Source organism: Fulvitalea axinellae (assembly GCF_036492835.1).
GTDB lineage: Bacteria > Bacteroidota > Bacteroidia > Cytophagales > Cyclobacteriaceae > Fulvitalea > Fulvitalea axinellae.
The window spans coordinates 303458-316602 of sequence record NZ_AP025314.1 but is presented as its reverse complement, the minus strand read 5'-3'; the positions used below and the strand labels follow the sequence as shown (position 1 = coordinate 316602).

Annotated in this window: 10 protein-coding genes; 5 read left to right on the top strand and 5 right to left on the bottom strand. The window is 44.9% G+C overall.

Annotated features, from left to right (window positions below):
* Positions 1-49 precede the first annotated feature (49 nt).
* From AABK39_RS01185 to AABK39_RS01175, 3 genes are read left to right on the top strand one after another with little or no spacing between them, the layout of a single operon-like run.
* The gene (locus tag AABK39_RS01185) at positions 50-466 is read left to right on the top strand and encodes an ester cyclase (protein WP_338393119.1); all 417 of its coding nucleotides are present in this window, start codon (positions 50-52) and stop codon (positions 464-466) included.
* The gene (locus tag AABK39_RS01180) at positions 463-807 is read left to right on the top strand and encodes a YciI family protein (protein WP_338393118.1); all 345 of its coding nucleotides are present in this window, start codon (positions 463-465) and stop codon (positions 805-807) included. The genes AABK39_RS01185 and AABK39_RS01180 overlap by 4 nt, the downstream gene beginning before the upstream one ends.
* Positions 808-810: 3 nt before the next feature.
* Positions 811-2091, top strand: coding sequence for an RNA polymerase sigma factor (locus AABK39_RS01175; protein WP_338393117.1), 1281 nt, complete (start codon positions 811-813; stop codon positions 2089-2091).
* A gap of 363 nt (positions 2092-2454) precedes the next feature.
* Here the strand turns inward: AABK39_RS01175 and AABK39_RS01170 are convergent, their stop codons facing one another.
* A complete protein-coding gene (locus AABK39_RS01170) occupies positions 2455-4062 on the bottom strand; it encodes a sulfatase family protein (protein ID WP_338393116.1) in 1608 nt (535 codons plus the stop codon).
* Positions 4063-4604: 542 nt separating this feature from the next.
* Between AABK39_RS01170 and AABK39_RS01165 the strand changes: the two genes are divergently transcribed.
* Positions 4605-5468, top strand: coding sequence for a hypothetical protein (locus AABK39_RS01165; RefSeq protein WP_338393115.1), 864 nt, complete (start codon positions 4605-4607; stop codon positions 5466-5468).
* Positions 5469-5597: 129 nt separating this feature from the next.
* On the opposite strand, the gene AABK39_RS01160 is transcribed toward AABK39_RS01165, so the two are convergent.
* Entirely contained in the window at positions 5598-6461 is an 864-nt protein-coding gene (locus tag AABK39_RS01160) for a CPBP family intramembrane glutamic endopeptidase (RefSeq protein ID WP_338393114.1), read from the bottom strand.
* Positions 6462-6685: 224 nt separating this feature from the next.
* Positions 6686-7213 carry a hypothetical protein gene (locus AABK39_RS01155; protein ID WP_338393113.1) on the bottom strand — a complete coding sequence of 176 codons (528 nt, stop codon included), beginning with the start codon at positions 7211-7213 and terminating at the stop codon, positions 6686-6688.
* Between the two features lie 652 nt (positions 7214-7865).
* On the opposite strand from AABK39_RS01155, the gene AABK39_RS01150 reads away from it, so the two are divergent.
* Positions 7866-9710, top strand: a complete 1845-nt coding sequence (locus tag AABK39_RS01150) for an eCIS core domain-containing protein (RefSeq protein ID WP_338393112.1) — start codon at positions 7866-7868, stop codon at positions 9708-9710.
* A gap of 706 nt (positions 9711-10416) precedes the next feature.
* Here the strand turns inward: AABK39_RS01150 and AABK39_RS01145 are convergent.
* Positions 10417-11958, bottom strand: a complete 1542-nt coding sequence (locus tag AABK39_RS01145) for a hypothetical protein (protein WP_338393111.1) — start codon at positions 11956-11958, stop codon at positions 10417-10419.
* A gap of 478 nt (positions 11959-12436) precedes the next feature.
* A complete protein-coding gene (locus AABK39_RS01140) occupies positions 12437-13129 on the bottom strand; it encodes a helix-turn-helix domain-containing protein (protein ID WP_338393110.1) in 693 nt (230 codons plus the stop codon).
* Positions 13130-13145 lie beyond the last annotated feature (16 nt).

The window sequence follows — 13145 nt, the reverse complement described above, 5'->3', positions numbered from 1 at the left end:
AATCCGTCATAGGGGCAAATAATATGTTTTGTTACCTAAATTCATGAAAATGTCAGGAAAGAAGCTTGTGGAATCCTGGTTTAAAAATATTGACAGCCAAGACTTTGAAGCCGTTGGCGAATTGATGGCCGACGAGCACACTTTTCACAGCCCGATGTCTCCCACACCAATCAAAGCGATTGAGCACTTGGATATGATGTGGACGATGAGCGATTCTTTTAGCGGGATTCATTTGCTTGACCAAGTGATCGAGGATGGTAACAACGTAGTGGTCAGGGGACGCTGGGCGGGCAAGCATACCCGGGAATACCACGGCATTCCGGCCTCGGGCAAAAAAGTGGAATTCTCATGGATCGATATTTTTGAAATCGTTGACGGGAAGGTCGTTAACGAATATTTCGAGATGGATCCCACGAGTATAATAGAGCAAATCACTAATATTAACACCCAAAAAACACAATCATGAACGAGTATCTAGTCATTATCAGAGGCGGCGAGGAAATCGCCGCGACCAAATCCGCCGAAGAAATGCAAGAGCACATGGGCAGATGGCAAGACTGGCTGAGCGGAATGCCCAGCGAGGAAACCTTTGTGGGGGGCGAGCCTTTGATGGAAGAGGGCAAAACGCTGATCGACGGAGGCAAGACGATTATCGACCGACCGTTGGCCGAAGGCAAGGAATTGGTCGGCGGCTATCTTATCTTTAAGGCCAAATCCCTTGACGAGGCTACCGAACTGGCCAAAGGGTGCCCCGGCTTCGAGCACGACTGTACGCTTGAGGTAAGACAAATCAGACCCGTAGAATAAGACTTGGACGGAACCGACATAGAAATCGAGATCAACCATCTTTTCAGGAAAGAATCTGGAAAGATGGTTTCCGTGTTGGCGGGCATTTTCGGCACGGAAAACTACGAACTGGCCGAAGACGTGGTACAGGACGCCCTACTGAGCGCTATGGAAAGCTGGAAGATCAGGGGCTTGCCTGACAACCCGCGCGCATGGCTCTACAAAACGGCGAAAAACAGGGCCGTCGATATTCTCCGGAAGGAAAAACGCAACACGACCATCGACTTTTCGGATCCGGAAAGAAAACCGCTGATAACCGGATACGCGCTGAGCGAGGCCATGGAACACCGCTGGAGCGACGAACGCATAAACGACGATTTTTTGGGCATGATGTACGCCTGTTGCCACCCAGAGATATCGGAAGAGAACCAAAAGACGTTTATCCTAAAATCGCTCTGTGGATTCAGTTCCAAAGAAATAGCGAAAGCGTTTCTGACCAACGAACAGACAATCTCAAAAAGGCTGTACAGGACAAAATCCTTTTTCCGGACAACGAAAATAAAGCCCGAAGTCCCGGCCGAAGCCGAAATTGCGCCGAGGACAAGGGCCGTTCTGGAAGTGATCTACCTGATTTTTAACGAAGGCTACAACTCCACGCAGTCGGACCATCTGATCCGGAAAGACCTCGTATCACAAGCCATGTTCTTGTGCCGGTCTTTGATCGACAACACCAAAACGCACCTATCCGAAGCCTATGCGCTGATGGCCCTGATGTGTCTGCACACTTCCCGCACGCCGGGGAGAGTGTCGGAAACGGGAGACATAATCCCGATGGAAAAACAGGACCGCAAAAAGTGGAACAAAGAGCTAATAAACGCGGGCATAGACTATCTGGTAAAATCCGCCATCGGCGAATCCGCCTCGAATTATCACCTTGAGGCCGCCATAGCCTACGAGTATTGTACGGCCAAAAGCTACGAATCCACAAACTGGAAAAATATACTGCGCTATTACAATATGCTGTATAAGCAAACGCCCGATCCGGTGATACTGCTCAACCGCTGTATAGTCCTGATGGAACACAAAGGGGCGGAAGAGGCAATGAAAGACCTTCAGAAGCTAAAAAACGAACGGTCGATCGAGAAGTATTATCTCTACCACGCCATAGCCGGTGAGATCCACAGCCGTTTGGGCGAAAAGGAAACGGCCGTAAGCCACCTAAAAAAGGCCAAAGAGCTAACACACTCGGCAAAAGAGAAACGGTTTATAACGGAGAAAATATCCATGATATGCACTACGACATAATTATTGGCACTTAAAAGATGATATCCAGAAACCATAAACGGCTTGCTTATAACAAGCTCCGGTGTTACTTTACTCACGTTTGTGTTTGCTTTCAGCGGTGTTCGTGAACACTATCGCTTGAGTTTTGAAAGATCAAAAAGTAACCAAAAAATCTTCTAAATACGGCTACAAATTTTTCTTCCATCCAAAAGCATTACGGTTATGGAAGAAAAATAAAGGCCTGAAATTAGTTTTTTGGAACGTATTGGAGTCAATAATAAAACAAAGACACTTTTGTTCGAGTGTATAATTACCGTCGCAAACAGCTAAAAAATGCGCCCCGGCAAACCGAAGCGCATTATAAATTCCCAGAACTGAAACCCTCTACAAATACTCCGGCTTAGGGAATTTCCTAATCACGGAATACCTTTTATAACTTTCAAACACCTCCTGATCCGGCCCGACAATACGCGGATCGTCCGAAGATTTTAACTCTTCGAATAGCTTCTCCTTCAGACTAGCCTCCGTGGATTTCAGCTCTTCGCTTCCCGCTAGGTTATTCAAGCAATAAGGGTCATTAACCACATTATACAATTCAAACTCCGGCCTCTTGTCATGCGCAAGCCCGAAGTATTTCGATAACTCGGGGTTGTCGTGGTTCTCGATGATAAAGGTTTTCGACGGACAGTCATCAATATCCGTAAAGGCTCCCGCCCTCATATACTTCCCGTCAGCACCAAGGCCATAATTCGGATAAAGCTTCGTCGAGTCCTTGGGATCGAAACGCCGTGGCGCACCCGCCGGCCAGCGCTCCGGCTTCATATTCCAGATATAGATAAACTCCTTACTGCGAATCACCCTCTGCGGATACCCCCGATTCAGGTAACGGGAACTCGAATGCCTCTCACGGCCCGCTACCGCATACTTTCTGCCTCCGTCCACGTCGCCTTGTTTGTCACTGCGCAAGACGTTGAGCATACTCCTGCCGGAAATAGGCATCATTCCCTCCGGGCTGGTGCCGGTAAGCTCAAGTATAGTCGGCGCGATATCAATAAAGCTTACAGGATTATCCACGACCCTTTTGCCCGGAAAACCCTTCGGATAACGCACCGCAAACGGAACGTGAACCCCGTATTCAAAACAATTCGCCTTGGCGCGGGGGAAAGGCATTCCGTTGTCCGAGGTCACCATCACGATAGTATTGTCCAGCTCGCCGATACTCTCAAGATAATCCAGCATACGCTGAAGATGCTTGTCGAACCACTCAATCTCCACGGCGTAATCGAGCAGATCGCCCCGGATTTCGTCCGTATCGGGCAAAAAGCCCGGAACTTGTTTCACGTCGCCCAACTTCTTGCCCAGACGCTTCCAAGATCCCTTCTCATAACTGCGGTGAGGCTCAGAAGCCCCGAACCAAAAGAAGAAAGGCTTGTCGCCCTTAATGTTCTCCACAAAGTATTTGAAGTTTTCGGAGTAGTTCAGGTTTCTGATGCCTTTTGCCGTACGCTCGTCGGCACCTTTCTTATAGTTGATACTGCTAAACGACTTACCGCCGGCGTCGCCCATTCTCCACAACGAGTCCGCCTCAGTCCGCGCATACCGAAACGGCCCGACACCTTTGCCCGTCCTGCCGGTAGCGTACCCGTTTTCCTCCAACAGATCGACAAACGGCACGTACTTCTTCATCCAAGACGACGCGTGCTGGCCCGACTGCTCGTTTTGCCAAGGGTAACGCCCCGTCACGATACTGCTCCGCGAAGGCGCGCAACCCGGCGAGCCGGCATAACAATTCGAAAAATAGATACCCTCACTCGCCACCCTGTCAAAGGCGGGAGTTTTCACATAATCACAGCCCGCATAGCCGGTATGGCGAAAAGTCTGGTCATCGCTAATGGCAAACAAAATATTCGGTCTTTTGGGGCGCTCGGCGGGTTTTTGCTTACAGCTCATGAACAAAGCCATGGACAACCCAAAAAGATGACGCTTCTTCATTTCAATCTCAATTAGTGCATTCCAACAAAACAGGGCCAAAAACCCAACGGTTTAAACTACACCCTAATGTAAATAAACCGACAGCACTACTAGCGCACAATACAGTCCCAAACCATACCGTATGTTTTTATCCTTGTACGCCCTCCACAAACGTTCGCCGATCAAGTTTTTCCCTCCGCAACTATTATAACATTTGTCCAATATTCCCATAAAGTCAGCGCTTTGGCCCCTCGGCTCCCGCCTTGCGGCTACCCACACCGGAAGTACCCAAACCCGCCAGCGATAGCGTAGCGAGAATGACCTTCCGCCACCTTTTCCCTGACTAATCCCAAAGCAATTCATGACTTCCAAAAACGGCCATACAACGCCCTAAAGCCCATTACAAGCCATAAAAAACTACTCCAAACGGCGATTTTAGTTATCTTCGCAAGATCTGGAACCAACATAAAAAACAGCTTTATTCACAACGCAAAAAAATACAGGTATACGCTTTTATGTCCAGTTCATTTTCAAAAATAAAACCTCATAAAAAACACATCTAGATGCGATTACATTCTATAAAATCACTTGCGATCTTTTGCGCCGGACTTATTCTCTTCAACTGCTCATCATCATCCGAATCCCTTCCGCCCGAAACGCCCGAAAAACCCGGCACCCCAGATAATCCCAACATCCAGCTGACGGTAACAAGAACCACTTGGTTCGACAGTAAAAATCATAAAACGGGCGAGCTTGAAATAAAACGTGACACCAAAAAACGGGAGATCGTAAGCGAGAGAACGGATGGTGACGGACGCCTTATATTTAGAAAAGAAACCACCTACAACGACCAGTCAAATACATTCGCAATAAAAGAAATCACGACGGACATGCCTCTCGGTAAGCCCTATGCGGAAGGAAAATTCAACTCGCTGGGAAAAAACACGAAAACCACCGTGTACGACGAAAAGGGCAGGGAATTCTCGATTATGAACTACGGCTATGACGCCAAACACCGGGAAACACAAAGGAGCGAAACACTCCCCCAATCATCCACCGACGAAAACCACTACAGCCACATCGTATATAACGACGCCACTTGGACCTCCACCGACACCAATTACAGGAAAACGGACGACAAAGTACTACGGAAAGTCGAATACAAATACCTGCCGAACACGACAAAACAGACCCAAGAGGACCATTTCAATGAAAACGGAGAAAAGGTCTTGGAGAAGCGATGCGAATACGACCAAAACCAGAGAATAATACGCGCGGAATTCCGCTACCCGAAGTCGCCAAAAAATTCGGTCCACTACACCATGAGCTACAACGACAAGGAATTCACTTCAGAACAGCGCTGGTACAACACTCAACGCAATGATCTGGAGCAAATCATAAGACATAAGTACCTTCCTTGGGAATAAGAGCGTTTGTTGTTCTCCGGCAATCAGAAGCCTGGTGTTTTGACCGCCGGAGAACAACTAGCTTTCATAGGCACAAAAAAAGCCCGCCGAAGCGAGCCTTAAACATATCATCCCTAGCGTCAACAACCACTAATCCTCAACCGCCAACTCCTCCACAACATTCCCTTCGACGGCTTTAGGCTTACTCCACTCTTTATTCAATATCATAATCCCGAAAACGGAGGTCATGACCGCTCCCGCCACAACAAGCCCGAAGTTGAGAAGACTTCCATAACCCTGCTCGATCCCCTGCATCCAAGACAGGTCCATTTGGGACGCAGAGTCCTGTTGCATAAAATATAAGGGCACAAAGGCCAGCGCGTTATTCACGACATGGATAAGGATAGACAGTGACAGCTTTTTGGTTTTGTAGAAAACCCAACCCGAAAACACCCCGATTACCATAGCCGTAACGAATTGCCAAGGGTTGAAATGCATTATGCCAAAAAGAAAAGAGGACAACAGAATTGATTTGTGAGGCGAGTATTTCTTTAAGAGGCCTTTAAGAATAACACCCCTAAAAATAAACTCCTCCAAAACGGGAGCCACGATAACTACAGTCAAAAAGCCAAACAGTCCCTTATTCTGCGCCATCTGGGAAAATGCCTGCTTGAATATTTCCGGCATGGGAATCAAACTCGCGATAGGAATAGTCACCCCTATTTGCAAACAACATATCACCAACATCGCCAAGGCCATTACCTTCACGGAAGAAAGCGAGAGGTCATAACGCACATGCCCGACTTCCTTTTTGTAAAAAATATGCGCTACCCAAAAAGTGGCCCCGAACGTGACGGTATAGCCTAAGAAAGAAGCCAATTCGTCCCCCAAAGAATTCGCTGTAAACACCACGGTCGGGAGGAAGATAACGAAGGTGAAAAGCATTCCAAGGCCAAGAATTCCCCAAGCCTGACCTACTGACAGATACCCTTTTGCGTAAGTTTTCTCATTCATGCTCAAATGGTTTAAAAGTTAAAGCTTTAAAAAATATAGGATTGATGCGATATGTGTTTTATATATTAACGTAACCCCTAGTTGTTCGGATCGCATAGTTATACCCTTGGCTTTTTTCAGGTTTTATCGGCTATTTGGCTACCGCCAATGCCTTCCGCTCCTAAAACAAAAAAGCCCGCCGAAGCGGACTCTGGAACATATTACTCAAACCTAAAACACTGTCACTAATCCTGAGCCGCCAACTCGGCCACATACTCCACACCCTCAAACTCCACCGTACCCTCGCCTATAGTGCCCGGCACCACATAATCGTTGATATAATCCAGCACCGACTGGCGGTAAGCCTTCACATACAGCTCAAACAGCTCGCCCTCGGCGTTAGTATGCGTAAGCTCCATCAAAGACTGCCCGGCATCGTCCTCTTCCTTATATCCCATCTGGCGGAGCTTTATCTTCAAACCCTCCAAATGCGTTTCCAAACGCTCCTTTTGCTTAGGGTCGAGCTCCACCGATATTCTTAGCTCCGTAGTCTGAATCTCACTCTCCAACTTCTTCTTGTCTTCCACAAAACGCTGGCGCTTACCTTCCGCCTTTTCCTCTTCCGCTTCCTTTTCAAAAGCCTTGTACCCAAGCTCCCGGATATACTTCTGCTCACCGGACAAATAAATCTGACAGTCCACCAAATTCTGAGCGAGCTTAGGGTAAACATCAGGACGCACGAGCCTTGAAGGCTCCAAAATGAATGTAGTCATATTCGTTTCTTTTTATGAAAAAACTATCAAAAGCATTACGACTACACCATCGCAAAACCCAGTCCGGAAAAACATAGGGGAAGAAAAAAGAATTCGGAAGAAAGTAAGGTTTAACTCACCACAGGAAGCTTTCGAAAACCAACAGGAACCAAAAAAACAGAAATAAGCAGAAAACGGCCAATCACCACAAAAAAACGATGAGTAAGAAAAACTATATTCTACCCGAAACATATTTTAACACGATAATCTAGGCAAGCGCCTTAGCTTGTGTTGGCCGTTAAACACCCCGGCCGTCGCAAGCGTATTCGCTTGTGACTAAACATACCGCAAGCGTCCTCGCTTGCCTCTGCCGGGTTGGAAATACTGAACGGGCAAGCGTGGACGCTTGCAAGTATAAAAATCACAAGTGCGGACACTTGCGATGGCCGTTAAATACGCTTGGCAGGAGCTGGGTATTTATTTAATTATATTGATTTTTTATTTGATTTGTGTAGTTGATTAGTTAGGATATTTGGTTTTATAAATAGATGAAATTTTTTTATGTTGTAATTTTATGGATGTAGAGAGTAAAAGAGAGGCTTTCGCCTTGATATATAGGAAGTAATAGGAATGAGATTCATTTATATGTTGTGTAAAATATTAAAACATTATTATGAATATTCATAACGACAGGTCTCAGCAATATAAAGGCCAGTCGATTGCGAACAGCATTACTCAAAAGCAGAACAGTAGTGAGTATGTCTCTAAATTTGTTAACAATCGACCTGAAGCAATTGCCCAACGGAAACTCCAAGAGGTGGCGAACGATAGTCTCCAGGCAAAACAAGTAGCGCAATTGCAGACGATGGCTAGTAGTTATCTTGCAAAACAGCAACCCCTCATTCAAAGGCAAGAAAAAGAAAACAACACGGGCTTGCCTGATAATTTAAAGTCTGGAGTCGAAAATTTATCTGGCTATTCTATGGATGACGTGAAGGTGCATTACAACTCTGACAAGCCGGCACAGCTGGAAGCTCATGCTTATGCGCAAGGGACTGATATTCACGTTGCTTCGGGACAGGAAAAACATCTGCCTCATGAAGCATGGCACGTAGCTCAGCAAAAGCAAGGACGGGTAAAGCCTACTATGCAAATGAAGGGCAAAGTTCATATCAATGATGATGCTGGATTGGAAAGAGAAGCTGATGCTATGGGGGAGAAGGCTTTGCAGGCGAAATCGGAAGAGCCTAATGCGGGAGGGGGGGAGCTAGGATCTTTGCGCGGTGGAGTTGCCCTAATCCAACGCCTGACTATACATAAAGGCTTCAATAATGCTGAGGCGGTGGAAAAGGAGGAAGCGGCTCCTTTTCAACTGGCCACGGTTCAGTTTGAAGGAATATACGATTTGAATTTATATCGTCCTCATATTCAAGATTATATAAAGAGAACCTCTGATAAATTCATTCCAGTTATTGAATTAAGGACCTATGATAGTGCTATTCCTGAGTCTATAGGTCAGTATCTTGAAGGAGCTGCGGAAGTAATCAAGAAGTGGGGAGAGGAAAGACCGTTTATCTTGAGATATAAAACCTTAAGAGATGAAGCCATGGACCCTGGTGTGGGAGAAGATGTTAGAGAGCTTGCGACTCAGGGTCAAATTCAAAGTCTCAAAGAGTTAGAGTTGGGGGAGGAGGGGCTTCCGGGCTTTCTTAAGCATAATCCTGAATTAAAGAAACCCCAATCGGAAATGAAGAAAGGGAATATGATGATTCCTGCGCCGGAATTTCATGAGTTGTTAGAGAAGGATAACAGTGAATTGGGTGAAATATGGATGGGAAAAGCACAGCAGAGATACAGTTTGCATGTCAGACAAATTGCGAAAATGATTTTGGATAGTAGATCCAGCGTAGAAAGCGTAGAAAAAGGAGAGAAAGAACCTCCAAAGCGATTACGAAGATCAAATTCTATGGTAAAGCCCGACACTTTGACAATGACGAATTTGGTGGTGGGTGAAGAAGAAGTGACCCGACAAGTGGTAGGTCAGGCTGTTAAATCAGCTTTTAAAAAGGGGGTTGGACAGGTATTGTTAACTGTAGAACATGCGGGATATACCAAATCACAATGGGGGCGAATTGAGCCGCAAATCTCTTTATTAAGAGAGGAAGGGTTTTGCGTAGAGATAATACATACAATCAAAGATGGAGAAGGTGAAAAAGCACAACAATCAGGTATAAGAAAAGAAGAACCCACCAAGACGGCTCCAGCGCGTTCAATACTTAAAATTACGCTCGAACCCAAGATGAAGCTCGAACCCAAGATGAAGCCCGAACCCAAGATGAAGCTCGAAACCAGGCCGGAATTACCAGATGACGTTTCTGGAACAATTATGAGCAATGGATGGACCCAACATTACATACGCTGGTATTGTTCCATGGTTAAAGAGGATGTAGATGATGCGATGGAATTTATGTCGGTTTCCGGGGCGCAATATTTGAGGGAAACGAGGGGATACACCTAAAAAAAAATGATCCCCCAGCCGGCGCAAGCGTATTCGCTTGTGACTAAACATACCGCAAGCGTCCTCGCTTGCCTCTGCCGGGTTGGAAATGCTGAACGGGCAAGCGTGGACGCTTGCAAATATAAAAATCACAAGTGTGGACACTTGCGATGGCCGTTAAGAGCTGGGGCTACACAGGAGCCATCATTGGTTGTTGTTGATTATTGTATGAAGCACTGTGCTTATCAAAATACTTCTGCTTTCTCTTATTAAATGCTGGCATTGCTCCTTCTAATACTTTTACGATACAGCCATTGACTTCACTATTTTCAATACTACCTGAAATCACACTAAATTCATGCTCATTTTCCTTATCAAGGTTTACATAACTGACCTTTCGCTCTCCCCCGGCCGTCGCAAACGTATTCGCTTGTGACTAAACATACCGCAAGCGTCCACGCTTGCCTCAGCTGGATTGGATATACTGAACGGGCAAGCGTGGACGCTTGCAAGTATAAAAATCACAAGTGTGGACACTTGCGATGGCCGTTAAATACGCTGGCGGGAGCCAGGGACCAACCTTTTTAGAAACTAAAAGCAAGATGCACTGAAGCGCTTTGTTTTAACTCCTTCTGCGACCAATAAAGAAAAAAAGAGACTGCTTATTAAATAAATATCACTAAGACTCTTTAGTAAACAGTCTCCAAATCTATGTATTACTTAATCATTAGAATGGAGTTGGTGGCAGTCCGCCCCCATTATCATTATCCTCAATAGTTTCAAGACGATAGTCACCCTGTGTTATTGGGAAAATTTTAAGTATACTAGCTTCCTTCCAACCCTCTGTCGGATGGTAATATCTATGTGTTATCTCAACAACTATTTCAAATATTGAATATGTAATATCAGTTCCATTCCCATCATAGTAAACTCTACGAGCATTGCTGGCTTGAGTACTTAATATATCCGCTCCATTTTTCTTTACAAACCCTATTTTGTAAGTGGGAGTTGGCAAACTCGGGTTATGCACAATGTTGCTCAGAAATGTTGGTGAATTTACATTCACAAATTCATCCCAAGCTTCCTTATATGGATGCGCTTCATTTTCTTTATAATATTTATAATGATTAACATTGTATTTTATTCGGTCCTTTAGATTGAAAACTCCCCATGATATATTCTGTGTAGGTTTTATAGCTGAGGCATGATTACTATCCGTTCTCAAGCTAAACTTTAATGAATATATTGGTTTTTTAAGTTCCATTTTTAGTTGAATATCAAAGTCAGCATTGAACTTGATAGGTGTAGGAGTATTTGCTTTTCCACCTTTTATAAATCCACGTACAGCGCCGATAGCACTATACGCTGCTTGGGCTACAGTAATAAATGATGATTGCCGATTTGATGTTGTTGACTCTTTCTTCTTAAACTTCTCTCCAATGGCTTTTATCGTCTTGATTGCTTTTTCTGAGTCGTTATAAAATGACACACCTGACTTAAGGCCCTGTTCTAGTTGCCCTATAAATTTCCAAAAACCCGATATTTTCCTTTCTGAAAGCTCTTGTTCAATACTCCCATTTGCTTCGCCTTCTACATTTGTAATGTCACAACCATACAACTCAAAGTCTAAAGCTATATCTCTATTGACATCTTCAGGATCATATCCAGACAATATGAAATCTGTACTTATCCAATGATGATTTAAATTAAACGATTTGGTAGAGTAGAATACGCTCATCTGAGGGTCAAAGCCTTTGATGGTTGTCTCATCTCCTTCAGCATAATATGTAAAGAGGCTATGATCACTACTCGATGAACTGGCCTTTAGGACTCCAACAACCTTAGAATAATCAATATCAGCAATACTAGGAATAAATGTCATTATTCGAAGCACTCCAGTATATTTATTATAAAGTGAGAATGATGGCAGGTCACGAATCGGAGAAATATCGTTAGACCCAAAGTTTTTAAACACTAACATCCATCCATCTTCAGGAGCCATATCCTGAAATTCAGAAAGTTCATGTTGTGAGTAAAATGGAGTTTTCACTCCATACAATTTCACAGGTGACTTATCTAATGGATGGGATGTGTAAATATCAAGATCTTCATCTGTTGTCCAATCCCAATTTGGAGAAAGATCTGAATTTGCTCTTAATAAAATTGGGCTTAAAACATCATTTTCTGCATCGAGGGATGCGTCAATTTCCGTCTGGCATGATGCAGTTAAAATAAAAATCGAAAAAAATAATAAAAAAAGATTTTTCATAACTCTTAATCATTTATAGTTAATAATTATTAAATATAAATTATAATTACAAACAAACTATCCCTCACGTTAATTTATTAATAAAATAATTAATAATAGAACTTTACACGACACTAAGTGCTCTGTATTCATTTAAGAGTGGCAACATACCTAAACTAACAGCTTAAAGTCCGCTCATACCGCAGATTGCCAATTTACTTTCCTTAACAGCCTAATAACAAACAATTTTCCAATCCAAGAAAAATGTCTAATAACCACGCTATTGTGTCAGTTAGTTTTCTAATCACGTGTGCAAACGCAACACTTTCAACCACTGAAATTTTCAACCCAAAACCCGGGGGAGGCGACGCTATCGACAGACATTTCGGTATGGACAAAACAGATTTTGGCCGTTGATACGAGGATTCCGGAGGGCTGATAGGATGAATGCGTTGAGAATCGGATGAGGGAAGGGCTTTTTAGGCTTATTCGGGCATAGTTATGCCACTGGCTCCGGTACGGGCTCGGGGCTTATGGCCGGTTCCGGGGTTTTGGTTTTTGCCTTTTGGGCTTTGGGGGCCGTTACGGGTTTGGGGTCCGGCTTTCGTTTTTTGCGCCGGTAAGGGAAGGGCTTCGAATAGTCTATCGGCCGGTTCAGTACGCAGTCTTTATGAAACCGCAGATAGTCGTACAAAAATCTTAACTCCGTATAGTGTTCGGGCTTGTCGGAGGGCCTGAAGAGCGAATCACGACGGTTTTGGGCCGAGCGGGAAAGTGAAAAATTAGGGTAGGGACTTCGGCGCCGGTCGTATTCCAGCGTATCGGAATACCAACAGATATAAAGGCGGTCGGGGCGGAGAGGAGGGTAGCGCCAAACCCTTTTCACATGAAAGCCGGGGTGCTCGCAATGCGCCGCCCAGCGCCTGCGGGCCTTGTAAAGCAGGGCGGCGCTATCGGCCATATAGCCGAGCACGCCGAAGCTGTTGCGCTTTATCTCACGGCTTACGGTAGAGGGCGCCCGCCTGATGCCCTTCGCTATTTTACGTATGGACACACCGCACCCGTATTTCCACTCGATGTATTGGCGTTCGTATTTGCAAAGGTGTGATTGGTCCGGCATAGGTTTTCTATAAGCAAAAACCTTGCTCATAGCGAAACGAGTGTCTACGTTTCCTGACTTAATTATCAGCATTAAAAATACGGCTTCC

Excerpts from the sequence above, each read along its gene's own strand:
- AABK39_RS01150 (WP_338393112.1), top strand. The coding sequence starts at position 7,866 with ATGAATATTCATAACGACAGGTCTCAGCAATATAAAGGCCAGTCGATT.
- AABK39_RS01165 (WP_338393115.1), top strand. The coding sequence starts at position 4,605 with ATGCGATTACATTCTATAAAATCACTTGCGATCTTTTGCGCCGGACTT.
- AABK39_RS01185 (WP_338393119.1), top strand. The coding sequence starts at position 50 with ATGTCAGGAAAGAAGCTTGTGGAATCCTGGTTTAAAAATATTGACAGC.
- AABK39_RS01160 (WP_338393114.1), bottom strand. The coding sequence starts at position 6,461 with ATGAATGAGAAAACTTACGCAAAAGGGTATCTGTCAGTAGGTCAGGCT.
- AABK39_RS01145 (WP_338393111.1), bottom strand. The coding sequence starts at position 11,958 with ATGAAAAATCTTTTTTTATTATTTTTTTCGATTTTTATTTTAACTGCA.
- AABK39_RS01155 (WP_338393113.1), bottom strand. The coding sequence starts at position 7,213 with ATGACTACATTCATTTTGGAGCCTTCAAGGCTCGTGCGTCCTGATGTT.
- AABK39_RS01140 (WP_338393110.1), bottom strand. The coding sequence starts at position 13,129 with ATGCTGATAATTAAGTCAGGAAACGTAGACACTCGTTTCGCTATGAGC.
- AABK39_RS01170 (WP_338393116.1), bottom strand. The coding sequence starts at position 4,062 with ATGAAGAAGCGTCATCTTTTTGGGTTGTCCATGGCTTTGTTCATGAGC.
- AABK39_RS01180 (WP_338393118.1), top strand. The coding sequence starts at position 463 with ATGAACGAGTATCTAGTCATTATCAGAGGCGGCGAGGAAATCGCCGCG.